Origin of the sequence: Rhodococcus sp. CX (genome assembly GCF_015865005.1) — a bacterium.
Lineage (GTDB): Bacteria > Actinomycetota > Actinomycetes > Mycobacteriales > Mycobacteriaceae > Rhodococcus.
Window position 1 is genome coordinate 20,868 of the sequence record NZ_JADZGH010000269.1, and the last position, 26,266, is coordinate 47,133.

Here is a 26,266-nt window from a genome sequence, read left to right on the forward strand (position 1 = left end):
GAAACGCCCAACGGCACGTACATCGTGGGCGAGCGTTTCCGGGACATGTACATGGACTCGTCCACCTACGGTGTGCCCGTGGACTCCCCGGAGGGCTACCGCACCTACGTCGAGTACGCGACGCGAATCTCCAACAGCGGCATCTTCGTTCACGCCGCGCCGTGGTCGGAGTGGGCGCAGGGCAATACCAACGTCAGCCACGGCTGCCTCAACGTGAGCACCGAGGACGGCAAGTGGTTCTTCGAGAACGCCCAGAAGGGCGATCCGGTCATCGTGCAGAACACCGACGGCGGTGTGCTGAACGGCTGGGACGGCCTCGGGGACTGGAACCTCTGATCCGCGAAAGTCCCTGATGCGCAACGAGAACGCGCCCACACCTCCCGAGGAGGTGTGGGCGCGTTCTCGTTGCGGTGCTATGTCGCGCTGTGCTGCGCGATGATCGCCCGCACGGTCCGCCGGCACCGCCCGCAATCGGAACCCGCCCCGCACGCCGCGGCGATCTCCTTCGAACTGCGCGCACCCCGGTCGACGATTTTGCTCACGGTGTCGCCGGTGACACCGTGGCACAGGCAGATGTACATCGCGCGCTCCGTCAGTCCAGGAACAGGTCGATCTGGGGGTTGTCGCCGCCGCCGTAGCGCGACAGGTCGGTGACACCGGCCTCGGTGAGCACGTCGGCGTCGATGAAGCACCGGCCGGTGGTCTCCCTCGCGGGGCGGCCGAGGATCTCGACCGCGGCATCGGCCATGATCTCGGGGCTGCGCGAGGACGACAGGAGCGTGTCCCCGTCCTTCATGTTCGCGACCGCGGAGGTCGCGATGAAGGTCTGCGGCCACAGGCAGTTCGCGGCGATCCCGTCCCCGGCGTACTCGGCAGCGAAACCCAATGTCAGCAGCGACATTCCGTACTTCGACAGGGTGTAGGCCGGGTGGACCCCGAGCCAGTAGGGGTTCATGTTGACCGGCGGTGAGACGGTCAGGATGTGCGGGTTCGCGGACTTGCGGAGGTGCGGAACCGAGGCCTTCGTCATGAGGAACGCGCCGCGGCAGTTGATCTCCTGCATGAGGTCGTACCGCTTGACCGGCAGGTCCTCGGTTGCACCCGTCGCGATCGCGCTCGCGTTGTTCACGCAGATGTCGATGCCGCCGAACCGCTCGACCGCGGTGTCGATCAGCCGCTGGACGTCGTCCTCGTTTCGGACGTCGCCGACCACGGCCACGGCCTTGCCGCCGGCCGCCTCGATGTCCGCGACGGCGGTGTGGACGGTGCCCTGGAGTTTCGGGTGGGGCTCGGCGGTCTTGGCGAGCAGAACGACGTTGGCGCCCTGTCGCGCCGCGGTGACCGCGATGGCCAGGCCGATCCCGCGGCTGGCACCGGAGATCACCATGGTGCGGTCGGACAGTGGATTCGGCTGGCTCGACATCGTTCTCCCTGCAATCGGTGGTTCACACGCAGCGTTCTCGCTGATGATATTGGCATTCTCATTTTCTGCAAGTATCGTATCCAGCGTGACCGATTTCGCTGAGACCTCGTCGGGAATCCCCCTGGATGCGGTGTACGGACCGGCCGACAGAGTCGGCGAACCGCCTGCACCGGGCGAATTCCCATTCACCCGCGGCAACTTCGCGACCGGCTATCGCGGTCGGCTGTGGACGTTCCGCCAGTACTCCGGATTCGGGACCGCCGAGGAATCCAACCGGCGTTACCGGTACCTCCTCGACCAGGGCGGCACCGGGTTGTCCGTCGCGCTCGACCTGCCCACCCAGTGCGGCTACGACTCCGACGACCCGGAATACGGTGAGGAGGTCGGACGTGTCGGCGTCGCCGTCGACACCCTCGCCGACGCCGAGATCCTGTTCGACGGCATCCCGCTCGACAAGATCAGCACCAGCTTCACCATCAACGGCACGGCCGCGATCCTGCTCGCCTTCTACGTCGCCGCCGCGGAGAAATCCGGCGTGCCCCGCGAAAAGCTCACCGGCACGATCCAGAACGACATCCTCAAGGAATACGCCTCGCGCGGCACCTGGATCTGGCCGCCCGAACCGTCGCTGCGGCTGATCGCCGACACCATCGAGTTCTGCGCCGCGGAGGTCCCGCGGTTCAACGCGATCTCGGTGGCGGGCGCGCACTTCCGCGATGCCGGTGCGAACGCCGTGCAGGAGATGGCGTTCACCCTCGCCGACGGCGTCACCTACTGCGACACCGTCGTCGAACGCGGACGCATGACGATCGACCAGTTCGCCCCGCAGATCTCGTTCTTCTTCTACACCCACGGCGACTTCTTCGAGGAGATCGCGAAATACCGTGCGGGACGCCGCCGTTGGGCGACGATCGTGCGCGAACGCTACGGCGCGAAGACCGAGAAGGCGTCGATGTTCCGGTTCGGCTGCGTCGCCGGCGGTGCGTCGCTGTACGCCCCGCAGGCCCAGAACAACCTGGTGCGCGTCGCCTACGAGGCGATGGCCTCGGTGCTCGGTGGTGTCCAGTCGATGTTCACCGCCGCGTGGGACGAGCCGTTCGCGCTGCCCAGCGAGGAATCGGCGACGCTCGCACTGCGCACGCAACAGATCCTCGCGTACGAGACCGGGGTCGCGCGGGTCGCCGATCCCCTGGGCGGCTCATACTTCGTCGAGGCGCTCACCGACGCGACCGAAGCCAAGATCGTCGAGATCATGAGCGATCTCGAAGAGCACGGCGGCATGGTGCGCGCGATCGAGGACGGCTACCTGCAGGGCCTCATCGCGGACGAGGCCTACAAGCTCCACCTGCAGATCGAGGCGGGCGAGCGCACCGTCGTCGGCGTCAACAAGTTCACCTCGAACGAGCCGCCACCGGAGATCGGCACGTACGAACTCGACGCCGACGGCCGTGAGCTGCAGCTCAAGCGACTCGCCAAGGTCAGGGCCGAACGCGATCCGGAGCTGGTCAAGACCAGTCTCGACGCCCTGTCCCGCGCAGCGGAAGGAACCGACAACCTCATGCACAAACTGATCGACTGCGCCAACGCGTACTGCACCGTCGGCGAAATGGTCTCCGCGCTCAAGGCCGTGTGGGGCGAATTCCAGCAGCCGGTGGTGTTCTGATGACCGCCCGCATCCTCGTCGCCAAGCCCGGACTCGACGGCCACGACCGAGGCGCCAAGATCGTCGCGCGCGCACTGCGCGACGCCGGATTCGAGGTCATCTACACCGGCATCCGCCAGAAGATCGAGGACATCGTGTCCATCGCGCTGCAGGAGGACGTCGCGGTCGTCGGCCTGAGCATCCTCTCGGGTGCGCACATCGCGCTGACCACCCGCACGATCGAAGCGCTCCAGGCGGCCGACGCGGGCGACATCGCGGTGATCGTCGGCGGGACCATCCCGCAGGGCGACGTACCGAAGCTGCTGTCCGCCGGTGCCGCCGCCGTGTTCCCCACGAGCACACCGCTGGACGTCCTGGTCACCGAGGTGCGCAAGCTGACCGACACCGAAAACCCGGCGTGAGCGCAACGCCACCAGTTTCACCGCCGCGCCGCCCCACCGGGCGTGCGGGGACCCGGATCTCGACAAACGTGGAGGAATCGTGCGGATCGGAGTGATGGTCGGGCCCGAACAGGGCGACACCGCTCGCAAGGTCGATCGGATGCTGAAGGACGTCGAGTGGGCGGAGGCCGCCGGCCTCGACACCGTGTGGGTTCCCCAGATTCCCACGGACTTCGACGCATTGACCGCGGTCGCGCTGATGGGTACCCGCACGTCGCGGATCGAGATCGGCACCGCCGTGGTGCCGCTGCAGGCGCAGCACCCGGTGCATCTGGTGCGCCAGGCGCTGTCGACCCACGCCGCGCTCGGTGGCCGGCTCGCGCTGGGCGTCGGCCCGTCGCACCACTGGATCGTCCAGGACATGCTGGGTCTGCCCTACGACAAGCCCGCCAAGTTCACCCGGGACTACCTCGAGGTGCTCGGTGCGATCAAGGATCTGCCCGGCTCGATCGACGTCGAGAACGACACGTTCAGGGTGCACAATCCGCTCGACATCGCACCCGTGGCCCCGATGCCGGTGCTCGTCGCCGCGCTCGGACCGGTCATGCTGAAGATCGCCGGGGAACGCGCCGACGGCACCGTGCTCTGGATGGCCGACGAACGCGCGATCGGTGAGCACATCGCACCGCGTATCACCAAGGCCGCCGCGGACGCCGGGCGACCGGCTCCGCGGATCGTCGCGGGCGTGCCGGTGTGCCTGTGCGCGCCGTCGGAGGTCGACATCGCCCGCGAACGTGCCAACCGGATCCTCGCCGAGGCCGAGATCTCCCCGAACTACCAGCGGCTCCTCGAACACGGCGAGTCGAAGGACATCGGCGACATGGCCATCGTCGGCGACGAGGACGCGATCCTTGCCGGGTTCCGCAAGTACGAGGAGGCGGGGGTGACCGACCTGTCGATGCGGCTGCTGCCGATCGGCAACACCCGCGACGAACTCGTCGCGTCCAAATACCGTACTCGCGAGGTCGTTTCGGAACTCGTCAAGGAACTGCGGTGAATGCGGGTCCGCTCGCGGGGATCAAGATCCTCGAAGTCGGCCACATCCTCGCCGGGCCGTACGCGACGATGATGCTGGCCGATCTCGGCGCGGAGGTCACCAAGGTCGAACCCCCGACCGGCGACCTCTCGCGTCAGGTCAGCGACGCCTACTTCGCGAGCCTCAATCGCGGCAAGCGCAGCATCTGCCTCGATCTCGGCAGCGACGAGGGACAACGCCGGCTCGGTGAGCTCGCCGCCGAATCCCATGCGCTGCTGGTCAATCTCAAGCCGTCGGCGATCCGCAAGTACGGTCTGACGTACGACGCTCTGCGCAGGTTCAACGACAAGATCGTGTGCGTCGCGCTCACCGGGTACGGTCTCGACTCCGGCGACGATCCGGCGTTCGACTACGTCATCCAGGCGGAGACCGGGGTGGCCGCGCTCACCGGCGACCCGGACGGTCCGCCGACCTTGCCCGGCTATTCGGCGGCGGACAATTCCACGGGCCTGACCGCGGCGCTGGGTCTGCTCGCCCAGATCGTCTCCGGCCGCGGCGGGCAGGTCGATGTGTCGTTGCGCGACGTCATGCTCTCGCAGCTCAACTACCGCGCGTCCGCCTACCTGAACGAGGGCACCGAGCCGCGGCGTATGCCGTACGGCGCGCACTCGTACTACGTTCCAGCGCAACTCTTTCCGACCGCGGAGGGGTATCTGGCGCTGTTCGTCACGCACGACGGGTTCTGGCGGTCGTTCGCGAAGGAAGCGGGTATCGACGGTTTCGCGACGATGGCCGAGCGCGCGCAGAATCGGGACGAGGTGCTCGCTGCGGTGACCGCGGCGCTCGCGACCGACACCGCCGCCGGGTGGGAGGCGCGACTGCGGCCGCTCGGCGTGCCGTCCGCGGCGGTCCGGTCGTTGCCGGAGGCGCTCGCTCAGACCCCCGAGGCCGTGGTCACGGCGGGCGATTTCCGGCTCGTCGGCAGTCCCGTCAAGGTCGCCGGCTACGAACCGGTCTACGGCGCGCCGCCGCGGCTCGGTGAGCACGGCGCACTTCCTGCGCACACCTGACCCTTCCCCCTTGTGCGTGGTTTCGGTAGCCGGTGCTACCGAAACCACGCACGAGGGGTTTCGGTCACTCGTACTTGACCTTGATCGACGGGGTGTCCGGCACGGCCTGGCACGTGAGCACGTAGCCTTCCTCGACCTCGTCGTCCGAAAGTGCCTCGTTGGTGCGCATCGTCGCGCAACCCTCGGTCACCAGCGCCATGCAGGTGCCGCAGTTGCCCATCTCGCAGAAGAACGGCGGGGTCAATCCGGCGCGGCGGGCGCTTTCGAGGATGGTTTCGCCGGCGTGGCGCGGTACCGATCCCTTCTTGCGTCCGACGAAGATCGTCACGGTCCCCTCGAGCTCGCCGGATTCCTCGGCGGCGGGGGCGGCGGGCTGTTCGGTGGAAGCCGGTGCCGGCGGGATGCCGAAGCGCTCGCTGAACACGCCGCCCGGGCCGGGCAGCGTCGACTCGATCAGATCCATGAACGGTTCGGGGCCACACAGGTAGCTGTCCGCGTCCACGTCGCTGCCGACGAACGCGCGGATGGCCTCGGCGTCGAGCAGGCCCTTCTCGTCGTCGAGATGGCGCACGACCGTCAGCCGGTCCGGGTACTGCTCAACCAGCGCCTCGAGAACGGATTCGAAGATCGCCGACGGCTGGTCGCGGTCGGCGCACAGCAACCGGACGGGGCGATCGGTGGTGGCCAGGGTGGACTTGGCGAGCGACAGGATCGGGGTGATGCCGCTGCCGCCGCTGAATCCGAGGAGCGGCTTGTCGCTCTCCCGCAGCAGGAAGGTGCCGGTGGGGCGGCTGATCTCCACCTCGTCGCCCTCGGAGACGTTGTCGAGCAGCCAGTTCGACACCTTGCCGCCGGGTACGCGCTTGACGGTGACCGTGAGTTCGTCGTCGCTTTCGGGTGCGCTGGACATCGAGTACGACCGGTACAGCTCGGTGCCGTCGACGGTGACCTTGAAGTTCAGGAACTGCCCCGCCCGGTAGGTGAACGGGCCGTCCACGGGCGCCAGGACGAACGACCGGGCGTCGGAGGTCTCCTTCACGATCCGGGTCACCCGCGCCCGCTGGAACATAGGGGGTCTCGCCATGGATCGTCTCCTCCTCGGGGATTGTTCTACTGCCTGGAGAATTATATTCTCACCTACGATATAGGATCTTCTCAACGTCGAACACCCACCCGAGACGAGGCGCAGTTGTCGGACCCCACGATCGACCGGACGCGGAACACCACCACCGCCCTGGTGTTCGAGGACCGTGCCTACAGCCGCGTCGAGCTCGACGCGCTCGCGGCGGGCCTGGCGGTCCGGCTCGCCGAACGTGGCGTCGGCGCCGGCGACCGGGTCGCCTTGATGTCGTCGAACCGGCCCGAGTTCGTCGTGGCCGTGCAGGCGATCTGGCGCCTCGGGGCGTCCGTCGTGCTGCTCAGCCCGGCCTACAAGCACGACGAGGTCGTGCACGCCCTCGAGGTGACGCGGCCGGTTGCCGCGGTCGGCGACAATCCGGTCCTCGCCGAGCACGCCGACATGCTGCACCTCGACGAGCCGATCCCACCCGCGATCGGTGACGGCACGACAACCGCCCACGACCCGGACGTCGAGGCGGTACTGGTGTTCAGTTCGGGCACGACCGGGCTGCCCAAGGCCGTCCGGCACACCCACGGCTCCCTCGCCGCCGCCGTCGCGCACTGGCGCGACGCGCTGCAACTGACGTCCGCGGACCGGATGCAGGTGCTCACGCCGCCGTCTCACATCCTCGGGATCCTCAACATCGTCACCGCCCTCGAGGTCGGCGCGTGGTTCCGGCTGCATCGCCGCTTCGACATCGACGTGATGCTCCGGCACATCGAACGCGACCGGATCACCGTCGAGATGGCCGTCGCGCCGATCGCGCTGGCGATCGCGCAGCATCCGCATCTCGAGTCGTACGACCTGTCGTCGCTGCGCTACATCATGTGGGGCGCCACCCCGGTCACGGCGAGCGTCGCCGACACCGTCACCCGCCGCACCGGCGTCGGGTGGTTGCCTGCCTACGGCGCGAGCGAACTCCCGGTCATCGCCTGCAATCCGGTCGCCGGTGCGCGGCTGGACAGCGTCGGGCGTCCCGTCCCCGGCGTGACGGTGCGCGTGGTGTCACTGGACACCGGGGAGGTGCTGCCGGCGGGCGGTGTCGGCGAAATCCAGGCCCGCGCCGACTCCCTCATGGCCGGTTACCTTCCGGCCGATGCGAACCCCGACGCCTTCGCCGACGGCTGGTACCGCACCGGCGACGTCGGCTACCTCGACGAGGACGGCTGGCTGCGGATCACCGACCGGTCGAAGGAAATGATCAAGGTCAAGGGATTCCAGGTCGCGCCCGCCGAGGTCGAAAGCGTGCTGCACGGACATCCCGAGGTCACCGATTGCGCGGTGTTCGGCGTGCCCGACCCGGTGACCGGCGAGGCCGTCCTCGCCGCGGTCACGACCGGCGGGCCGGTCACCGAAGCCGAACTGATCGCCCTGGTCGGCGACCGGCTGGCGTCTTACAAACGCCCGAGCCGGGTCCTGTTCGTCCCCGAAATCCCTCGCCTGCCCTCCGGCAAGGTGTTGCGCCGAGTACTCAAGGAGCGCTATGGACGTCCGTCTGACGAGTGAACAACGACAATTACGTGATGCGGCAGCGAAACTCGCCGACGACCTCGGTCCTGGATCGGTCCAGGATCTCGACGACGACAGCCGGGTCGCCCGGCTCGAGAAGGCGGTCGACACGACCGGCTGGCGCGCCCTGCGCTCCGACGGCGCGTCCGGTGTCGAGGTCGCGATCGTCGCCGAGGAGTTCGGTCGCGGTCTCGTCGACGTACCCTTCCTCGGTCCCGTCCTCGCAGACGACCTGCGGCGTCACCTCGGCGACGACCAGTCGCCGTGGGCGATCGGTGTCGGCTCCGAAGCGGTCGACGCGCGCGGCCTCACCGATGCGGTGATCCTGCGGGACAGGCAGATCCTTTCGGCGCCCGTCGGTGCCGACATCGCCGCCGCCGCGGACCTGACCCGCTGTTTCGCGGAACTCGGCGAGCCGGGCGAGCCGCTCGGCGAACTGTCCGCCGCCGACGCGGACCGCTGGTACGCGCTCGCTCTCGTCGCGACCACCGCCGACCTCGTCGGCGTATCCCGCGGTGCGCAGGACCTCGCCGTCGACTACGCGAAGATGCGCGAGCAGTACGGCCACACCATCGGGTCGTACCAGGCGGTCGCGCACATGCTCGCCGAGAGCCAGGCGCTGATCGAAGGGTCGATCAGCGTGCTGCGGCACGCGGCGTGGGCGGTCGACGAACTCGACACCGCCGAGGCGATCCAGGCTTCCCGGGTCGCGAAGATCTACTGCGCGCGAGCCGCTTTCACGATCTGCGAGACCTCGATCCAGGTGCACGGTGGCATCGGCAACACCTGGGAATGCCTCGCGCACGTCTACCTGCGGCGGGCGCTCGCGTCCACCGAACTGTTCCCCGTGAGCCTGAAGGAGATCGACCTTGGAGTTTCGTGATTCGCCGGAGGAAGCCGCGTTCCGCGACCGTCTGAGGTCCTGGCTCGCGACCACGGCCAAGCAATTCCCGACATCGGGCGACGAGTACTGGGCGAAACAGCCCGAGTGGCATCGGGCGCTGTACAACGCCGGATTCTTCGGGCTGTCCTGGCCGAAGGAATTCGGGGGACAGGACCTGCCGCCCGTCTACGACGTGATCCTCGACGAGGAACTCGCGATCGCCGGTGCACCGGCCCGGCCGAGCCTCGGCTATCTGGTGATCGGTCTCGGTCACCACGGCAGCAAGGAACTGCAGCAGGAGTTCCTGCCCGGCATGATCAACGGCACCGAACGCTGGTGCCAGGGCTTCAGCGAACCGGGCGCCGGATCGGACCTGGCCTCGCTCACGACCACCGCGACCCGCGACGGCGACGAGTACGTCATCCACGGGCACAAGATCTGGACGAGCTATTCCGACGTCGCCGACTGGTGCCTGCTGCTCGCCCGCACCGAACCGGACAAGCCGCGGCACAAGGGCATCTCGGCGTTCATCGTGAACATGCACCAGGACGGGATCGAACAGCGACCGCTGAAGATGATCAGCGGCGTCACCAAGGAGTTCGGGCAGGTGCTGTTCGACGGTGCGCGTGTCCCGGCGTCGCGGATGGTCGGCAACCCCGGTGAGGGCTGGAAGCTGGCCATGACGGTGGTCGGGCACGAGCGCGAACCGTCGACACTCGGGTTCGCGGCCCGCTATGCGAAGACCGTCCGCGAACTCGCGGCCCGGTCCGACGGCCCGCCGTCCGACGAACTCGCTTGGGCGGCAGTGCAATCGGAGATGCTGCGGCTGCACGTGCGCCGCCGGTTGTCCGAGCAGCTCGACGGTCTGACCCACGGCTCGGAGGGCTCGCTCGACAAGCTGCTCATGACCTGGGTCGAGCAATCCGTCGGTCACGCGGCCCTGTCGGAGGCCGGCACCCGCGACGCGGAGATGCTCGGCACGTACATGTACAGCCGCGCGCAGTCCGTCATGGGTGGAACGTCGCAGATCCAGAAGAACATCGTGGCCTCGCGCATCCTCGGATTGGGAGTTTGACATGTACGACATGCCGGAAGAGATCGACGTTCGCGCGGACGGTCCGCTGCGCATCATCACGCTGAACCGCCCGGATGCGCTCAACGCGGTCAACGACGACCTGCACCACGGGCTCGCGCAGCTGTGGCCGCAACTGTCCGCCGACCGCACCGCGCGCGCCGCGGTGATCACCGGTGCCGGCAAGGCGTTCTCCGCGGGCGGCGATTTCGCGTACCTCGCGGAGCTGGCCGAGGACGCGGATCTGCGTGCGAAGACCATCGCGGACGGCCGCGAGCTGGTGATCGGGATGGCGCGCTGCCGGATTCCGGTGATCGCCGCCGTCAACGGCCCGGCCGTCGGCCTGGGCTGCAGCCTGGTGGCGCTCAGCGACGTCGTCTACATGGCGGAGCATGCGTACCTCGCCGATCCGCACGTGCAGGTCGGCCTGGTCGCGGCCGACGGCGGGCCGCTCACGTGGCCGCTGCAGATCAGCCTGCTGCAGACCAAGGAGTTCGCGCTCCTCGGCACGCGGATCCCGGCGGAGCGGGCGCTCGCGCTCGGTCTGGCCAACCACGTCGTCGCCGATCCGCTCACCGAGGCCCTCGCCGCGGCGAAGAAGATCTCCGAGCTTCCGCAGAAGGCGGTCGAGAGCACGAAGCGGCTGGTGAACATCCACCTCGAGCGCGCGATCCTCGCGAGCCTGGACTACGCGATGACCGCGGAGGACCTGACGTTCCAGAGCGACGACTTCCGCGCGAACATTGCCAGGCTCACAAAAAAGGCCTGACGGCCCGGTGTGCCTTTGTGGCGGTGGGAGCCGCCACAAAGGCACACCGGCGCGTAGCGCTAGAGCGTTTCCGACCGCTGAACGGTGCCGGTGATCCCGGAGGCGTCCTGCGCGGCCAGCAGCACCGCCGCCGCGCCCATCGTCTCCGGTGGCTCGACCATCTCCGGCGGAATCTCGATGCCGCTGCCGCCGGCGGTCCAGCCCTCGGTGAGAACGACCCGGGACGGGCTCAGGCAGTTCACGGCGATGTTGTCGCCGCGCAGGTCCGACGCGAGTCCCAGATAGAGCCGTTCGACCGCGGCCTTCGACACCCAGTACGCGTTGGATCCGCGGTCGGTCATCGTCACGCCGGTGGTGGTCACCGCGATCAGCGATCCGCCGCCACGCGCGCGCAGATGCGGAATCGCCGACTTGGTCACCAGGAACACGCCGGTGGTGTTGACGTCGAGACACAGCTGCCACCGTTTGAGCGGGGTCGTCTCGATCGGGCCCTGCCACAGCACCCCTGCGTTGGCGACCACGATGTCGAGGCCGCCGAATTCGGCGACCGTCGCGGCGATCGCCGCCTCGACGGACTCCTCGTCGGTGACGTCGCACGGCACCGGCAGGGCGCGACCGCCCGCCGCGACGATCCGGTCCGCGACCGAATGGATCGTGCCGGGCAGCCGGCCCTCGTTCTCCGAGCGTGCCGCGACCGCGACCGCCGCACCCGCCTCGGCGAGTGCGGCGGCCACCGTGGCGCCGATGCCACGGCTGGCACCGGCGACGAACGCGACCTTGCCGTCGAGAGCGGTCACTTCGGCGGGAACCGCAGTGCGCCGTCGAGGCGGATGACCTCGCCGTTGAGGTAGTCGTTCTCGACGATCGACGCGACGAGCGTCGCATATTCGGGGGAGCGGCCCATGCGCTTGGGATGCGGCACCTGCGGACCCCAGTAGGCCTCGAGCTGGTCGCCGGCCTTGCCGTAGGCGGGCGTGAGGAACGTGCCGGGTGCGATCGTGACGACGCGGACGCCGAGCGGCGACAGGTCACGCGCGGCGACCAGGGTCATGCCGACGACGCCGCCCTTCGCGGCCGAGTAGGGGAGCTGACCGATCTGGCCCTCGTAGGCGGCGATCGACGCCGTGTTGACGATGACACCGCGCTGCCCGTCCTCGAGCGGCTCCTGCCGGGCGATGGCGGCGGCGGCCAGGCGCATCACGTTGAACACCGAGACCAGGTACGACTCGATGGTCTTGGTGAAGTTCTCGAGCGGCATCGGGCTGCCGTCCTTGCCGACGAGCCGCCCGCCGCCGGCCGGGCCACCGTGGCAGTCCACCGACACGCGCAGCGGTCCGAGCGATTCGGCTTCGGCGATCGCGGCGAGCACCGATTCCTCGCTGCCGGCGTCGGTGCGGACGTAGCGCACGCCCAGCTCCTCCTCGAGCGCCTTGCCCTTGTCGTCGTTGACGTCGGCCACGACGACCTTCGCTCCGCCGGCGTGGAGACGGCGCACGGTGGCCTCGCCGAGGCCGCCGGTTCCGCCGACGACGATCGCTGAACTACCGGTGATCTGCATGTTGGTTTCCCTTCTTGCAACTACAGCTCTCTGCTTGAGAGAATAATGTTCTCATGAACATCAGCATGATTCTAGAAATGGCCGCAAGCAACGGCGATCGAGCTGTCGTGACCTACGACGGCCGCTCCCTCACGGGCCCCGAACTCCACGACCGGGCCCGCGTCGCCGCGAACCGTTTCCGCGGGTATCCGGCCGTGCTGTACCTGGGCACGAACCATCTGGCCTATCCCGTGGCGCTGTTCGGTGCCGCGCTCGCCGGGGTGCCGTTCGTGGCACTGAACTACCGGCTCGGTGAAGCCCAGCTGACGGCGCTGCGAGATCGGCACCCCGGGGCGCTCGAACTCGCTCCCGGCGACCTCGTCGGCGTCGACGGGGGTCGCGGTGGAGTCGACGAACGCGTCGAGGTCGCGCCCGAGTGGGACGGCGACGCCGTCGCGGCGATCATCTACACCAGCGGCACCACGTCGGATCCCAAGCCCGCGGTGCTGCGGCACCGCCACCTGCTGGCGTACGTGCTCAACACGATGGAGTTCGCCTCCGCCGAGGAAACCGACGCCTCGCTCGTGTCCGTCCCGCCGTATCACATTGCGGGCCTGACGAATCTGCTGTCGAACCTGTACACGGGCCGTCGCGTGGTCTACCTCGACGCCTTCGATCCCGAGACCTGGCTCGGCACCGTCCGCAGGGAGAAGGTCACCCACGCGATGCTCGTGCCGACCATGCTGGCGCGGATCGTCGCCGTGCTCGGCGACGCGCCGGCCGACGTGCCGTCGCTGCAGAGCCTCGCCTACGGCGGATCGCGGACTCCGCGTCCCGTCCTCGAGCACGCTCTGCGGGCCTTCTCGGACACCGGGTTCGTGAACGCCTACGGACTCACCGAGACCGCGTCCTCGATCGCGGTGCTCGGACCCGACGACCACCGGACGGCTCTCGCGTCCGACGACGCGGCCGTCCGCGACCGGCTCGGCTCCGTCGGCCGCCCGCTGCCGGGCATCGAGATCGAAATCCGCACCGAGGCAGGCGAACTCGTCGCCCCGGGAGAGACCGGGCTGGTGTTCGTCCGCGGCGAGCAGATTTCCGGGGAGTACGGCGGGCGCAGCGTCCTCGACGAACAGGGCTGGTTCGCCACCCGCGACCTCGGCCACGTCGACGACGAGGGCTACCTGTTCATCGAGGGGCGCGCGGACGACACCATCATCCGCGGCGGCGAGAACATCGCCCCCGCCGAGATCGAGGACGTCCTGCTCGAGCACCCCGGGATCACCGAGGCCGCGGTCGTCGGTGTCGCCGACCCCGAATGGGGTCAGCGGATCGTCGCGGTACTTGTGGGCGATGCGGATCCGGACGAGATCACCGCGTGGGTCAAGGACCGGCTGCGGTCCTCCAAGACGCCGGACACCGTGGTGTTCCGCGACGAACTCCCCAAGACCGAAACAGGAAAACTCCTGCGCCGGACCCTACTGACCGAACTGGAGAACACCAATGCCTGAAGCCGTCATCGTCTCCGCGCTGCGCACCCCGATCGGTACGGCCGTCAAGGGCACGCTCCGCGACACCAGCGCGTTCGACCTCGCGAACCACATCGTGGCCGAGACCGCGAAGGACCTCGACCCGAAGGCGATCGACGACGTCATCCTCGGCGAAGGGCTCTACGGCGGCGGCGTGATCGCCCGCCACGCCGCGATCACGGCGGGACTGACCGACGTGCCGGGTCTGGCACTGAACCGGCACTGCGCGGCCGGGCAGTCCGCGGTCCAGACCGCCGCGGCGAGCATCAAGGCGGGCATGGACCAGCTGATCATCGCCGGTGGCGTGAACTCGGCCTCCACGTCGCCGCGCTCCCTGATGCGCTCCGGTGAGGACTGGGTGCCGTGGAACTCGCCGACCCACCCGGACCGCCCGGACGCCCCCAACCGCGACATGTCCATCACCGTCGGCTGGAATGCGGCCGTCGAAGCCGGTGTGACCCGCGAGGAGATGGACGCGTGGGCGCTGCGCTCGCACCGCAACGCGATCGCCGCCATCGACGAGGGCCGGTTCAAGGAGGAGATCGTCCCGATCGAGACTCCGCACGGGTTGTTCGCCGTCGACGAGCATCCGCGCCGCGACACCACCCTCGAGAAGCTTGCTTCCCTCAAGGTCCTGCACCCGGAGATCGAAGGTTTCAGCATCACCGCCGGCAACGCGTGCGGCGCGAACGACGCCGCTGCGGCCCTCGCGATCGCGAGCGACAGCCTCGGCCTGCCCGCACTCGGCTACATCCGGTCGTGGGCGTCGGTCGCGGTCGATCCCGCCCGCACCGGACTCGCTCCGGTGCAAGCGATCCCGAAGGCGCTGCGTCGCGCCGGTATGACCTTCTGCGACGTCGATCTGTTCGAGATCAACGAGGCGTTCGCCGCGATGTGCGTGGCGACCATCAAGCTCCTCGACATCGATCCCGACAAGGTCAACGTCAGCGGCAGCGGCTGCGGTCTCGGGCACCCGGTCGCCGCGACCGGGGCGCGCATGCTCGTGACCCTGGTGCACGAACTGCGCCGCCGCGGCGGCGGAGTCGGCGTGGCCGCGATGTGCGCGGGCGGAGGTATGGGCTCGGCCACGGTCATCGAGGTGCCCGCTCCGTGACAGCCGCAGCAACGAGCAACGGATCCGGTGCGCCGTGACGATCGACGAACTCCTCGCCGCCGCGCGCACCGGATCCGTGCGCGCGGCGGGACGGCTGCTGACGATGGTCGAGGACGACCGGCGCGACGAGGTGCTCGCCGCTCTCGACCCGGTGCCCGTGCGGGTGGTCGGGGTGACCGGACCACCCGGCGCCGGTAAGTCGACGACCGTCGGTGTGCTCGTCACCGCATACCGCGAGCGCGGATTCCGGGTCGCGGTGCTCGCCGTCGACCCGTCCTCCCCGTACAGCGGGGGAGCGCTGCTCGGCGACCGGATCCGCATGGCCGCCCACGTCAACGACCCCGATGTGCTGATCCGTTCGCTCGCGGCGCGCGGCCATCTCGGCGGCCTGTCCGCCGCGGTACCCGCCGCGATCCGCTTGCTCGCCGCACTCGGCTACGACGTGGTGCTGCTCGAGAGCGTCGGGGTCGGACAGTCCGAGATCGAGATCGCGGCGGTCGCCGATCCGACGGTCGTGCTCCTCAACCCCGGTGGCGGCGACGCGATCCAGGCCGCGAAGGCCGGTCTGCTCGAGGTCGCCGACCTGCTCGTGGTGAACAAGGCGGACCGCGAGGGCGCCGATCGGACGGTCCGGGATCTGAAGGCGGAGACGGACGTTCCGATCCTCATGCTCGTCGCGTCGAAGGGCGAGGGCGTCGACGCGCTGATGGATGCGATCGAACTGCATCAGCGCGCCGACAGCGGGGAACGCCGCGCCGCCCGGGCACGGTCCCAGATCCTGTCCCTGGCCCTGTCGCAGCTGCGTTCGCTGCCGGAACTCGACGATCTGGCCGCCGCGGTCGCGGACGGGAGCACCGATCCGTACAGCGCGGCCGCGCGGCTGCTCGGCCGTCCCTGAGGTTTTCGCTCACCCCAGGGCGGCGAGCACCTGCGGCAGCTCGGCGGTGGTGCGGATGCCCGGCGCCGCCGCGCACACCACCGGCACGGCGTTCACCGCCCGGTTCGCGGTGTAGGAGGGGGACACGGCGCTCATCCGCTCCAAGGGGATCGGGAAGCGGATGTCGATGTCGAGCGGTGCATCGCCGGCGACGTCGATGTGCCATCCCGTCGGACGGATGTCCCAGTCGACGTCGACGTCGGTGGTGCAGTACCAGGTCGCGCGGAACCGGAGGAGCGCTCGTCCGTCGCGCATACCTGTGACCGTGATCCGCTGTGCGGCAACGGTACCTGGCTCGATTGTGCCCGCCGCGATGATGACCTGCGTGCGTGCCGTGGCGAATTCGCCGTGGGCTTCGACGGAATCGAACCGCAGCCCGAGTGCGTCGGCGACCGAGTGCAGCGACGGGCCGAAGTTCGACCGGATGTGGTCGATGCGGTAGTCCTCGAAGGTGGCCGGCTCGCGACCGAAACCCATGATGTCGAACAGGATTCCGGGTGAATTGCGCTGCGAGAGGTCGGCGTACTCGTCGATCGCGAGCCGGTCGAGCTTGCGCTGGATCGAGGTGAGTACGAACGGCAGTGCCTCGGTGACGAATCCCGGGCTGCTTCCGGTGCTGTGGATCGACGTGCCGCCGAGCGCGCACGCGTCCTCGACCTCGGCGCGGGCCGACGGATCCATCGCCGTCGGGTGGTGGAACTCGCCGCGGGTGGTGACGATGTTGCTGCCGGAGGCGAGGATTCGGCACACCTCGTCGAGATCGAACAGGCGCGGCATGTACAGCACACAGTCCGCGCCGAGTGCGAGAACGTCGTCGATGTCCGTGGTCGCGGTGACGCCGGTCGGGTCCGTGCCGCAGAGGTCGCCGGCGTCGCGACCGGCCTTCTCCGGTGTGTGGACGTACAGCCCGGCCAGTTCCAGGTTCGGATGCCCGATGACCCCGCGCAGGGCACGCGTGCCGATGTTGCCGGTGGCCCACTGGACCACCCGGTACGTGTGTTCCGGCACGGATAGGCCGACAGCGTTGTCGGACAAGGCTTTCGGATCCAACGAAACCTCGATCGGGTCAGGGGCGGGGCAGGCGGAGCAGGGCTTCCTGCGCGAAGGAGGCGACGAGCGTCCCCTTCTCGTCGAGCACGTCGCCCCGGCCGAAGCACCGGCCGTGGGCGATGAGCGGGCTGTGCTGACGCACCAGCAGCCATTCGTCGGTGCGGAACGGACGATGGAACCACAGGGTGTGGGAGGTGACGGCCGAGGTGAAGACGGTGCCGTTGCCGGTCTGGGCCAGGCCCTCGAGCGGTCGCAGGGCGGTTCCGATGAGGGTCAGATCGGTTGCGTACGCGGTCAGGGCCGGGGCCAGCGCGGGATCGACTTCCGGTGTGCGCATCCACATTTCGTACTCGGGCGGCGAGGACTCGTACGAGTTGAGATCCTCGGTCGTCCGGATCTCCCACGGGATGAGGTCGACGCGGGCACGGTCGTTCTCGCCGAGCACCGGCGGAACGGACTCGACGGTCTGTAGTTCGGGGCCGTCCTCGCCCACGTGCATCGAAACCGACGCGGTGCCGATGACACCCGACGACTGGCTCGCGACGATGCTCAGCGTGGCGAACGAACGTCCCTCGTGCTGGCGGGTGACCTCGTAGCGGACGGGTTCCGACGCCTTGCCCTCGCGGGGGAACAGGGCGTGCAGCGACTTGATGCGCTTCGTCGGGCACGCGGCCTCCGCGGCGCGGACGAACTGGCCGAGGAGTTGACCGCCGAACAAACGGTGGTATTCGAGTTGCTGGTTCGTTCCCTCGAACACCGCCGATGTCGCGGGGGTGTCGCTGTCGGGAAGGTCTGCCGAGGCGTCGGCGCGCAGCTCGAGGCAGGCCAGAAGGTCGTTCCAGAGATCGGGCACGCCGCCAGTGTAAGCGAACTATCCCCGATTGAGAATACGATTCTCGCCGACGATTCCTCAGTTACCGGCGAATCCGCGGGAGCAGAAGGTCCAGACTTCCTCGGCCGAGATCGGCTTGATGGTCGCGTCGTCGGGGGCGCCCGCGGACTGTGCGATGAACATGACGGTCTGCATCGTCATCGCGGCCAGTCGGCGCGGGTTGGCGCCTGGGCGCAGCTCGCCGGAGGCGGCGACCTTCTCCATCAGCTCGGTGAACAGCGCGAGCATCGAGGAGTGCGCGACCTTGACCTCGGCGGGATGCGTGAGCAGCAGCTGCGGCGCGAAGTCGGTGAACAGCGGACGCTGCGCGCTCGGGTCGGGCCGGCAGAACTCGAACAGCAACTCGACCGCCACGCGGAGCTGGTCGAGCGGCGCGTCCTGGCCGGACGCCGCGGCGCGGATCTGGTCGGCGGAGCGGCTGAGGGCGTCCTCGAAGAGCGCGAGCAGCAGCTCGTGCTTGCCGTCGAACTGCAGGTAGAAGCTGCGCAGCGACTGCTTGGACCGGTCCACGACCTCCTGCACGGTGAAATCCGTGCTGCCCTTTTCGGCGATGATCGATTGAGCCGCGTCGAGGAAGCGCTGCACTCGCTGTTCGGCCCGGATCTTGGCGGTCCTGATGGAGCGCTCGACTGCGCGCTGCTTCCAGGCCGGCTCTTCGCTGGGGCCGGTCACCACCGGCTCTGTTCTGTGACACGTGTACCGAACATGCGAGCAACTGTACCGGAGAGTTTCCTTGCGCAGTGCGCCGACTGCGCCTGTGTCGCCGATAAATAGAGACTATTACTTTCGTCAAGCGAGAATGTTATTCTCGCATCGACATCGTGCACCACAGCTCAGCCAAGGAGGCAGGCCGGGATGCTCTTCGAGTTCGACTCCGATCAGCGGCTATGGCAGAAGACCGTCCGTGAGGTCACGGCCAAGGAATGCTCGCCCACGCTGGTCCGCAACATCGTCGACAGCGGCGCCGACCCGTCCCCTCTGTGGAAGACCTACATCGACCTCGGATGGACCGCACTGACGGACCCGGACACCACGGTCGAACTCGCCATCGTCCTCGAGGAGCTGGGCCGGGCGACCGACCCCACTCCCTATCTCGCGACGATGACCCAGTTCGCTCCTCTTGCACCGGGGTTCGACGATGCCGGACTCGCCGGTGCCGCGATCTACAAGGGTGTGGGCGTGCGCCGCGAGGGCGACGAGTGGATCCTCGACGGCACCGCGCACCACGTCCTCGACGGCGACCGTGCCGACCGGCTGGCCGTCGTCACCGAGGCGGGGGTGTTCGTCGTGCCGGCCGAGCAGGCCGTCGTCGCACGGAGCCCGGTCTTCGACCCGGTGCTGCACCTCGCCGAGGTGGCGTTCCGGGGAGTCCGGATCTCCGAGGACCGGCGCGTCGACGTGGACGTGGAGCCGGCCCGCCACCTGGCACTGACCGGGCTCGCGCTGACCGTCGTCGGTGCGTGCCAACGGATCCTCGACATGGTGCTCGGGCACGTCCGGGAACGTCAGCAGTTCGGAGTTCCGATCGGCTCGTTCCAGGCGGTCAAGCACAAGGCCGTCGACATGCACGTTGCGATCGAACGGGCACGCGCGCTGGCCTACTACGCGGCCCTGACGATCGCGGAGAACGATCCCCGCCGGCGCGTGGCCGCGTCGATGGCCAAGGCCGCCGCGGGCGAATGCCAATCCGTGGTGTTCCGCAACGGCATCCAACTGTTCGGTGCCATGGGATTCACCTGGGAGAACGACCTTCAGTTCGCGCTCAAGCGCGCCAAGGCCGGCGAGCATCTGCTCGGGGGTGCGGCAGAGCATCGGGCGCTGATCGCCGAGGAGTACCGTGCAACTCACCTTTGATGCCGATGTCGAGGACTTCCGCGCCGAGTTCGTGGCCTTCCTCGAGGAGAACCTGCCCGACGGCGCCGCCACCGGCGTCCGCCCCGGCTCGAGCGCGGATGTGCCGGACTGGGCCCGCCCGTGGCAGCGGCTGCAGTTCGACAACGGCTGGCTGCTGCCGGGCAACCCGCCCGAGTTCGGTGGACGCAACGCCACGATCCTGCAGCAGTACGTGCACCTCGAGGAACTGTCCCGCCGCCGGATCTACCACAGCTTCAACCCGCAGGGACTCGGGATCATCGCCGCGTCGATCCTGTCGTTCGGCACGCCGGAACAGAAGCAGCGCTGGGCCGTTCCGATCCTGCGCGCGGAGATCACCGCAGCACTGGGCATGAGCGAACCCGGCGCCGGATCCGATCTCGCGGGTTTGCGCACCAGGGCGGTGCTCGACGGTGATCACTTCGTCGTCAACGGGCAGAAGGTCTGGACGTCCGGCGCACACGACGCGGACGTGCTCCTCACCTTCGTGCGGACGGATCCGGATGCGCCCAAGCACAAGGGAATCAGCGTGCTGTTGATTCCGACGGACACACCCGGTGTCGTGCGGCGCCCGTTCGCCTCGGTCGCGTCGTCGGAGGACTTCGACTTCAACGAGGTCTTCTTCACGGACGTGCGGGTGCCCGCGGAGAATCTGATCGGCGAACTCAACGGGGGCTGGGGCGTCGCGAACGGCGCGCTGGGGCACGAACGTACGCTGCTCTGGCTCAGTTTCGCGGACCGCCTCCAGGATCTGGTCGAGGACTTCCGGCCGCTCACGGTGCTCGACCGCGATCGGTACGCGACCCTCGCGATGGACCTGCAGAGCCTGCGGCTGCTGGGTTCGGCCGCGCTGGCGCGGGCCGCCCGCGGTGAACAGGACGTCGCGGCCCTGTCGGTGCTCAAGCTGCTCGGATCCGAAGCGGTGCAGTCCGCATCCGAACACGCACTCGACGCGGCGGGGGAGGACGGTCTCGTCCACCCGAACTGGACGGCACCGTTCAATCCCTGGAACAACGACCACTTCTCGACCGGCTGGTTCGAGCGTTACGTCCGCAGTTTCGCGGGCACCATCGCCGGTGGTACGTCGGAGATTCAGAGGACCATCGTCGCCGAGCGTGTGCTCGGCCTTCCCCGGGGGTGAGGTTGCAGCCGTGTACATCCTGTACGAGGTAGCCGACAAGATCGCCACGATCACGCTCAACCGTCCCGAGGCGGCCAACGCCCAGAACGCGGAGTTGCTCGACGAACTCGACGCCACCTGGATGCGTGCCGCCGCCGACCCGGACGTCTCCGTCATCGTGTTGCGGGCGGAGGGCAAACACTTCTCCGCCGGACACGATCTCGGCACCAAGGTTCCCGACGATCTGAAGATCACGCTCGAACTGATCTACTCCAACGAGAGTCGCCGCTATCTCGAGTACTCGTTGCGCTGGCGGAACATCCCGAAGCCGTCGATCGCCGCCGTCCAGGGTCGCTGCATCGCCGGTGGGCTGCTGCTGTGCTGGCCGTGCGACCTCATCATCGCGTCCGAGGACGCGTCCTTCTCCGATCCCGTCGTCCTGATGGGAATCGGCGGGGTCGAATACCACGGGCACACATGGGAACTCGGTCCACGCAAGGCCAAGGAGATCCTGTTCACGGGCCGCCCGGTCACCGCGCACGAAGCCGAGCAGACCGGGATGGTCAACAAGGTCGTGCCCCGCGACCGTCTCGACGAGGAGACCCGCGCACTCGCGACGAAGATCGCGTCGATGCCTCCGTTCGGGCTGCGGCAGGCCAAGCGTGCCGTCAATCAGACCCTGGACGTGCAGGGCTTCTACGCGGCCATCCAGTCGGTGTTCGACGTCCACCAGACCGGTCACGGCAACGCGCTGAGCGTCGGTGGATTCCCGATCCTGGTGAACCTGGACGAGATGAAGTCGAAGATCGAGTAACGTCGCCCGCATCCGCTGCCGGACCATCTGGACGGCAACGGAATTCGAGGGGCGAAAAGGCCTTCCCGGGGCGAGTCGGCAACGTACTCTCGCAGGGACCTGGGGGGAAGTTCCAACACAGTGGTGGACGAAACCGGTTCGTCCACCGGAGAGGATCCGTCATGCGCGTTTCGAACATCCGTCGTGCTGTCGCCACCTTCGGGATGGTGGCGGTTGCGGCCGTCACCCTCGTGGGCTGCAGCAGCGACGACGACAGCTCCAGCGACAGCACCACGACCACGGCGACCACCACGACCGAGACGACCGAGGCCACCGCCACCGAGACGACCACGGCGGCTGCAGCCGGTGAAGCGGCGGATCCGGCGACGACCGAGGCCGTCACGAACGCCTACGTCACGTTCTTCAACGGCGCCACCCCGCCGGCCGAGCGTGCCGCGCTCGTCGAGAACGGCGACGTGTTCCTGCCGACGCTCGAAGCGATGACATCGAACCCGCAGGCCATGGCCACGACCGCGACGGTCGAGGGCGTGACCCTCTCCGACCCGGAGAACGCCGACGTCAAGTGGACGCTGCTCATGAACGGTGCTCCCGTGCTTCCGGACCAGTCCGGCAACGCCATCCAGCAGGACGGCACGTGGAAGGTCAGCGCGACCACCTTCTGCACGCTGCTCGCGATCCAGGGCGGCGGCGCTCCCGTCCCGGGCTGCTGATCCCGTAACACGAAGGAGGGGCGCCCGCACCGCGGGCGCCCCTCCTTCGTGCTTCCGAGGTTCTACAGGTGGACGAGACGCGGAGCCGAACCCGTCGACCGGATGAAAGCACCGGCCTCGCGGGTGAGTTCGCGTGCACTGCCGAGCAATCCGTCGAGGACCAGCGCCCGGCGGATGTGCCGGTGCAGGTCGTGTTCGGCGGTGAATCCGATCCCGCCCAGCACCTGCTGGCAGTGGCGGGCCGCCGTCAGCGCGGCCTTCCCTGCCGCGGCCTTCCCCAGCAGCGATCCGAGGTCGTCGGTCGCGGCGAGCAGCGTCGCCTCGGCACCCTCGATCGCGACGAGGGTCTCGGCGAGCCGGTGTCGCACCGCCTGGAACGCCGCGACGGGCGTGCCGAACTGGGTGCGGTCGAGGGCGTGGGTTCGCGCGAGCGACAACATGGTCCGGCTCGTCCCCACCAGCCACCAGCCGAGCGCACGCCGGCCGGCGGCGATCGCCGCGGGGTCGAGTTCCTCGCCCGCGTCGGCGGTGTGGAGCGGGATCTCCTCGTCGAGAGCGGTGCCGGCGGTGCCGGTGCGTTCCCACACGATCCATCTGCCGCCCGCGAACGGCAACGGGAGGGTTCCGGCGATGGGCAGTCCGGCCGCGTGCAGTACGACGTCGTTGATCACCGGGGCGTGCGCGCCCATCTCGCCGAGCAGTCGGAACACCAGTGGGATCGCGACGTCGGGCATCTCGGTGAGCATGTCGCCCCAGCCGAGATCGGCCAGCGCCGAATCGAGTTCGTGCGCGGGTGTGGAGGTCATGGTCCCGCGCAGGGCGTCGCCCAGCAGTGCCAGTTCCTCGGCCTGCGCGGCGTCGGCGACGGTGGTGGCGTCGGTCATCGATCCCTCCCCAGGTCGAGCAGGCGGCGCGCGATGATGTTGCGCTGGATCTCGGCCGTGCCGCCGTAGATCGTGGCGGCCCTCGAGTACAGGAATTCCGGTCGCCACAGAGAATCCTCGAGTTCGAGGACACCCGGCAGCAGATCGCGCACGGTGTCGAACAACTGCTGTTCGGCCGTTGCCAGCAGCACCTTGTCGATCGAGGTCTCCGGTCCGAGCGCGGCGCCTTCGGCGAGTCGCTGCTGGGTCAGGCGCGACCGGCAGCGCACCGTGTGCAGCGCCAGATACGCCGAGCCGAGATCGTCGTCGGCATCGAGTTCGGTCTCGTCGAGCAACTTGTCCAGACGCGTGAACAGGTACGCGATCCGGTGCCAGAAACACGTCGAGCGTTCGTGCGGCAGCAGGTCCATCGCGACCCGCCAACCGTCGCCCGGCCGGCCGAGCATGCGGTCCGCGGGCACCACGACGTCGTCGAAGTACACCTCGGCGAACTCGTCGATGCCGTGCATCGTGCGCAGCGGCTTGACGGTGATGCCGGGGGTGTCCATGTCGACGAAGAATGCGGTGATCCCGTCGTGGCCGGGCGCGGTGCGGGTGAGCAGCACACAGCGGGATGCGTACTGCGCCAGGCTCGTCCAGACCTTCTGGCCGTTGATCACCCACTCGTCGCCGCGTTGCACGGCGCGGGTGCTCAGCGACGCGAGGTCGCTGCCCGAGCCGGGCTCGGAGAAGCCCTGGCACCACTGTTCGCGACCGCTGAGCAACAGCGGAACCATCTCCGCGGCGAGTTCGGGTCGGGCGTAGGAGATCATCGTCGGCGCGAGGACCTCGATCATCGAGTAGATCCCCGGTTCGGCCAGGTCGCGGGTGGCGACCTCCTCGCCGAGCACGGCCCGCAGCACCGCGTCGCCCCCGAGACCGCCGACCTCGACGGGCCAGCCGTACCGCATCCAGTCCGCGTCGAACAGTGCCCTGCGCACCCGGCCCAGTTGCGCCACCTGACCGTCGAGCGAATGGTCCGGCGGCGGGGTCAGGTCGTTCTCGTCGAGCCAGGCGCGCAGGGCGGACCGGAACTCGTCGACGTTCATGCCGACGGCTCGAAGGCGTGCGGGATACCCGAGTCGTGGGCCCCGCTGCGACGCTGGAAGGTCATGGACCGGGTCTTCAGACGCCAGCCGTCCTCGGTGCGGACGTAGGTGTCGCTGTAGTACCCGATGCGCATGTTGTGGGTCGTCTGGTCGACGAAGCACAGCGGCTGGGTTCCGGTCGCGGTGTCGCCGTCGAGCTCGACGAGGGCGGTGCCCGTCATGAACAGGCCCTTCGGTGCCGCGGCGACCAACTCGGGGAACTGGTCGAGCGTGAAGGCATCGCCGAAGGCTCTGTAGGTGCCGTCGGGGGTGAAGACCGCCATGACACCCTCGACGTCGTTCTTGGTCATGTTGACCGCGTACCGCGCGAGGAGCTGGTTGATCTCGACGAGGTCGTCAGTTGTTGACATAGACTTTTCCGCCTTTCATGACGAACTGCACGTTCTGCGTGACGGTGATGTCCTCGAGCGGGTTGCCCGGGACGCCGACGATGTCGGCGAGCAGGCCCTCGGCCAGCCGGCCGCGGTCGGTGACATCGATCAGTTCGGCGGCCGTGATCGTCGCGGCGCGCAGCGCGTCCAGTGCGGACATGCCGCGGTCGACCAGCGCGACGAGTTCGTCCGCGTTCTTGCCGTGGGGGATGGCCGGTGCGTCGGTGCCGAGCGCGATCTTCACGCCCGCCTCGTAGGCCGCCTTGACCGAGGTGCGGGCCTTGGGGAACATCTCGGCGGCCTTGGCCTGCAGATCCGGCGGCGCGTGCGAGACGTCCATCGCGTCGGCGAGCCGGGTGGTGGGAACCAGATAGGTGCCGGCGGCGACCATCTTGTCGATCGCGTCGTCGTCGATGAGGAATCCGTGTTCGATGCAGTCGATTCCGGCGGCGACGGCCGCGCGGACGGCGTCCGCGCCGTGGGTGTGCGACGCGACGCGCAGACCGCGCCGGTGCGCCTCGTCGACGATCGCGCGCAGCTCCTCGTCGGAATAGTGCTGTGCGCCCGGTGTTCCGGTGTGCGACATGACGCCACCCGAGACACAGACTTTGATGAGCTTGGCCCCGTGCTTGATCTGGTAGCGAACCGCCTTGCGGACCTCGTCGACACCGTTGGCGATGCCTTCCTCGATGGTCAGGTCCAGCACGCCGGGGGCGAACGCCGCGAACATCGTCGGATCGAGGTGACCACCGGTCGGGGTGATCGCGTGACCGGCCGGGACGACCCGCGGGCCGTCCACCCAGCCCGCGTCGATGGCCTTGCCCAGCGCGACGTCGAGCAGGTAGCCGCCGGTCTTCACGAACAGGCCCAGGTTGCGGACCGTGGTGAAACCGGCGCGGAGGGTGCGCCGGGCGTTGCCGACCGCGCGGAGCATACGCAGCGGGGGATCGTCCTGGACCGTGGAGTAGACGGGTTTCTCGCCGCGCCCGCCCATGAGCAGGTTGACTTCCATGTCCATCAGGCCGGGCAGGAGGATCTGGTCGCCGAGATCGACGACCTCGCCTTCGGGTTCACCGCCGATCCCGACGATCTTGTCGTCTTCGACGCGGATGATGCCGGGGCGCACGATCTTTCCGCTGTCGACATCGAGAAGGCCGGCGGCCTTGAGTGTAATCACCGCTACACCACCGGTTCTCGGATGACTTCGGCCCGGCTGCCTTCGGCTGGTTTCGGGAAATGGGGCACGGGTCCACCTTCCTGTCCGAGCTCGTCGCCTCGGCGAACCCGAGCTCATCCAATCTCATTCATGAGAATGGCACTCTCATTCATTGACTATCAGATTTCCACAGTTGTCGGGGGGCGT

Annotated in this window: 28 protein-coding genes; 16 read left to right on the plus strand and 12 right to left on the minus strand. The window is 68.6% G+C overall.

Annotated elements, in window-relative coordinates:
• The coding region (locus I0Q12_RS34370) for a L,D-transpeptidase (protein ID WP_231611727.1) at positions 1 to 336 on the plus strand (336 nt) is incomplete at its 5' end.
• 77 nt (positions 337 to 413) lie between these two features.
• On the opposite strand, the gene I0Q12_RS29995 is transcribed toward I0Q12_RS34370, so the two are convergent.
• Complete coding sequence (locus I0Q12_RS29995; RefSeq protein WP_197257447.1) at positions 414 to 581, minus strand: bacterioferritin-associated ferredoxin; 168 nt, start codon at positions 579 to 581, stop codon at positions 414 to 416.
• 11 nt (positions 582 to 592) lie between these two features.
• Positions 593 to 1,423, minus strand: coding sequence for an NAD(P)-dependent oxidoreductase (locus I0Q12_RS30000; RefSeq protein ID WP_197257449.1), 831 nt, complete (start codon positions 1,421 to 1,423; stop codon positions 593 to 595).
• Between the two features lie 43 nt (positions 1,424 to 1,466).
• On the opposite strand from I0Q12_RS30000, the gene I0Q12_RS30005 reads away from it, so the two are divergent.
• The 4 genes from I0Q12_RS30005 to I0Q12_RS30020 all read left to right on the plus strand — a co-directional run bounded on the left by I0Q12_RS30005 (position 1,467) and on the right by I0Q12_RS30020 (position 5,572).
• The gene (locus I0Q12_RS30005) at positions 1,467 to 3,086 is read left to right on the plus strand and encodes a methylmalonyl-CoA mutase family protein (protein ID WP_231611728.1); all 1,620 of its coding nucleotides are present in this window, start codon (positions 1,467 to 1,469) and stop codon (positions 3,084 to 3,086) included.
• Positions 3,086 to 3,487 (plus strand): cobalamin B12-binding domain-containing protein, encoded by a 402-nt coding sequence (locus I0Q12_RS30010; protein WP_197257454.1) that lies wholly within the window; start codon positions 3,086 to 3,088, stop codon positions 3,485 to 3,487. The genes I0Q12_RS30005 and I0Q12_RS30010 overlap by 1 nt, the downstream gene beginning before the upstream one ends.
• 79 nt (positions 3,488 to 3,566) lie before the next feature.
• A complete protein-coding gene (locus I0Q12_RS30015) occupies positions 3,567 to 4,523 on the plus strand; it encodes an LLM class F420-dependent oxidoreductase (RefSeq protein WP_197257456.1) in 957 nt (318 codons plus the stop codon).
• On the plus strand, positions 4,520 to 5,572 hold the full coding sequence (locus I0Q12_RS30020) for a CaiB/BaiF CoA-transferase family protein (RefSeq protein ID WP_197257458.1): 1,053 nt from the start codon (positions 4,520 to 4,522) through the stop codon (positions 5,570 to 5,572). Before I0Q12_RS30015 ends, I0Q12_RS30020 begins: the two co-directional genes overlap by 4 nt.
• A 64-nt stretch (positions 5,573 to 5,636) precedes the next feature.
• On the opposite strand, the gene I0Q12_RS30025 is transcribed toward I0Q12_RS30020, so the two are convergent.
• Entirely contained in the window at positions 5,637 to 6,656 is a 1,020-nt protein-coding gene (locus I0Q12_RS30025) for a ferredoxin--NADP reductase (RefSeq protein WP_197257460.1), read from the minus strand.
• A gap of 105 nt (positions 6,657 to 6,761) precedes the next feature.
• Between I0Q12_RS30025 and I0Q12_RS30030 the strand changes: the two genes are divergently transcribed.
• Genes I0Q12_RS30030 through I0Q12_RS30045 form a run of 4 tightly spaced genes read left to right on the plus strand, consistent with a single transcriptional unit; the run spans position 6,762 to position 10,925 of the window.
• Positions 6,762 to 8,198: a class I adenylate-forming enzyme family protein gene (locus tag I0Q12_RS30030; RefSeq protein ID WP_231611729.1), complete on the plus strand. Its 1,437-nt coding sequence runs from the start codon at positions 6,762 to 6,764 to the stop codon at positions 8,196 to 8,198.
• The gene (locus I0Q12_RS30035) at positions 8,176 to 9,084 is read left to right on the plus strand and encodes an acyl-CoA dehydrogenase family protein (protein WP_197257462.1); all 909 of its coding nucleotides are present in this window, start codon (positions 8,176 to 8,178) and stop codon (positions 9,082 to 9,084) included. Before I0Q12_RS30030 ends, I0Q12_RS30035 begins: the two co-directional genes overlap by 23 nt.
• The gene (locus I0Q12_RS30040) at positions 9,071 to 10,159 is read left to right on the plus strand and encodes an acyl-CoA dehydrogenase family protein (RefSeq protein ID WP_197257464.1); all 1,089 of its coding nucleotides are present in this window, start codon (positions 9,071 to 9,073) and stop codon (positions 10,157 to 10,159) included. The genes I0Q12_RS30035 and I0Q12_RS30040 overlap by 14 nt, the downstream gene beginning before the upstream one ends.
• A gap of 1 nt (position 10,160) precedes the next feature.
• Complete coding sequence (locus I0Q12_RS30045; protein ID WP_197257466.1) at positions 10,161 to 10,925, plus strand: enoyl-CoA hydratase/isomerase family protein; 765 nt, start codon at positions 10,161 to 10,163, stop codon at positions 10,923 to 10,925.
• A 59-nt stretch (positions 10,926 to 10,984) separates the two neighbouring features.
• On the opposite strand, the gene I0Q12_RS30050 is transcribed toward I0Q12_RS30045, so the two are convergent.
• Positions 10,985 to 11,722, minus strand: coding sequence for an SDR family NAD(P)-dependent oxidoreductase (locus I0Q12_RS30050; protein ID WP_197257469.1), 738 nt, complete (start codon positions 11,720 to 11,722; stop codon positions 10,985 to 10,987).
• A complete protein-coding gene (locus I0Q12_RS30055) occupies positions 11,719 to 12,483 on the minus strand; it encodes an SDR family NAD(P)-dependent oxidoreductase (protein WP_197257471.1) in 765 nt (254 codons plus the stop codon). The genes I0Q12_RS30050 and I0Q12_RS30055 overlap by 4 nt, the downstream gene beginning before the upstream one ends.
• A 53-nt stretch (positions 12,484 to 12,536) precedes the next feature.
• On the opposite strand from I0Q12_RS30055, the gene I0Q12_RS30060 reads away from it, so the two are divergent.
• Genes I0Q12_RS30060 through meaB form a run of 3 tightly spaced genes read left to right on the plus strand, consistent with a single transcriptional unit; the run spans position 12,537 to position 16,003 of the window.
• Entirely contained in the window at positions 12,537 to 13,973 is a 1,437-nt protein-coding gene (locus I0Q12_RS30060; RefSeq protein ID WP_197257473.1) for a class I adenylate-forming enzyme family protein, read from the plus strand.
• Complete coding sequence (locus I0Q12_RS30065; protein ID WP_197257475.1) at positions 13,966 to 15,105, plus strand: thiolase family protein; 1,140 nt, start codon at positions 13,966 to 13,968, stop codon at positions 15,103 to 15,105. Before I0Q12_RS30060 ends, I0Q12_RS30065 begins: the two co-directional genes overlap by 8 nt.
• Before the next feature lie 34 nt (positions 15,106 to 15,139).
• On the plus strand, positions 15,140 to 16,003 hold the full coding sequence (meaB, locus tag I0Q12_RS30070) for a methylmalonyl Co-A mutase-associated GTPase MeaB (RefSeq protein WP_197257476.1): 864 nt from the start codon (positions 15,140 to 15,142) through the stop codon (positions 16,001 to 16,003).
• A gap of 9 nt (positions 16,004 to 16,012) precedes the next feature.
• Here meaB and I0Q12_RS30075 read toward each other — a convergent pair whose 3' ends face one another.
• Genes I0Q12_RS30075 through I0Q12_RS30085 form a run of 3 tightly spaced genes read right to left on the minus strand, consistent with a single transcriptional unit; the run spans position 16,013 to position 18,656 of the window.
• Positions 16,013 to 17,050, minus strand: a complete 1,038-nt coding sequence (locus I0Q12_RS30075; protein WP_307846642.1) for a dihydrodipicolinate reductase — start codon at positions 17,048 to 17,050, stop codon at positions 16,013 to 16,015.
• A 58-nt stretch (positions 17,051 to 17,108) separates the two neighbouring features.
• Entirely contained in the window at positions 17,109 to 17,945 is an 837-nt protein-coding gene (locus I0Q12_RS30080; RefSeq protein WP_197257480.1) for an acyl-CoA thioesterase domain-containing protein, read from the minus strand.
• Positions 17,946 to 18,002: 57 nt separating this feature from the next.
• The gene (locus I0Q12_RS30085) at positions 18,003 to 18,656 is read right to left on the minus strand and encodes a TetR/AcrR family transcriptional regulator (protein ID WP_197257483.1); all 654 of its coding nucleotides are present in this window, start codon (positions 18,654 to 18,656) and stop codon (positions 18,003 to 18,005) included.
• A 183-nt stretch (positions 18,657 to 18,839) separates the two neighbouring features.
• On the opposite strand from I0Q12_RS30085, the gene I0Q12_RS30090 reads away from it, so the two are divergent.
• The 4 genes from I0Q12_RS30090 to I0Q12_RS30105 all read left to right on the plus strand — a co-directional run bounded on the left by I0Q12_RS30090 (position 18,840) and on the right by I0Q12_RS30105 (position 22,500).
• Positions 18,840 to 19,838, plus strand: coding sequence for an acyl-CoA dehydrogenase family protein (locus I0Q12_RS30090; RefSeq protein WP_197257485.1), 999 nt, complete (start codon positions 18,840 to 18,842; stop codon positions 19,836 to 19,838).
• Complete coding sequence (locus I0Q12_RS30095) at positions 19,822 to 20,997, plus strand: acyl-CoA dehydrogenase family protein (protein ID WP_197257487.1); 1,176 nt, start codon at positions 19,822 to 19,824, stop codon at positions 20,995 to 20,997. Before I0Q12_RS30090 ends, I0Q12_RS30095 begins: the two co-directional genes overlap by 17 nt.
• A gap of 10 nt (positions 20,998 to 21,007) precedes the next feature.
• Positions 21,008 to 21,790, plus strand: a complete 783-nt coding sequence (locus tag I0Q12_RS30100) for an enoyl-CoA hydratase (protein ID WP_197257489.1) — start codon at positions 21,008 to 21,010, stop codon at positions 21,788 to 21,790.
• A gap of 161 nt (positions 21,791 to 21,951) precedes the next feature.
• Complete coding sequence (locus I0Q12_RS30105) at positions 21,952 to 22,500, plus strand: hypothetical protein (protein ID WP_197257491.1); 549 nt, start codon at positions 21,952 to 21,954, stop codon at positions 22,498 to 22,500.
• 62 nt (positions 22,501 to 22,562) lie between these two features.
• Here the strand turns inward: I0Q12_RS30105 and I0Q12_RS30110 are convergent, their stop codons facing one another.
• From I0Q12_RS30110 to I0Q12_RS30125, 4 genes are read right to left on the minus strand one after another with little or no spacing between them, the layout of a single operon-like run.
• Positions 22,563 to 23,384: an acyl-CoA dehydrogenase family protein gene (locus I0Q12_RS30110; RefSeq protein ID WP_197257493.1), complete on the minus strand. Its 822-nt coding sequence runs from the start codon at positions 23,382 to 23,384 to the stop codon at positions 22,563 to 22,565.
• Positions 23,381 to 24,472, minus strand: coding sequence for an acyl-CoA dehydrogenase family protein (locus I0Q12_RS30115; RefSeq protein ID WP_197257495.1), 1,092 nt, complete (start codon positions 24,470 to 24,472; stop codon positions 23,381 to 23,383). Before I0Q12_RS30115 ends, I0Q12_RS30110 begins: the two co-directional genes overlap by 4 nt.
• Positions 24,469 to 24,882, minus strand: coding sequence for a nuclear transport factor 2 family protein (locus I0Q12_RS30120; protein ID WP_197257497.1), 414 nt, complete (start codon positions 24,880 to 24,882; stop codon positions 24,469 to 24,471). Before I0Q12_RS30120 ends, I0Q12_RS30115 begins: the two co-directional genes overlap by 4 nt.
• Positions 24,869 to 26,080, minus strand: a complete 1,212-nt coding sequence (locus I0Q12_RS30125; RefSeq protein ID WP_197257500.1) for an amidohydrolase family protein — start codon at positions 26,078 to 26,080, stop codon at positions 24,869 to 24,871. The genes I0Q12_RS30120 and I0Q12_RS30125 overlap by 14 nt, the downstream gene beginning before the upstream one ends.
• Positions 26,081 to 26,266 lie beyond the last annotated feature (186 nt).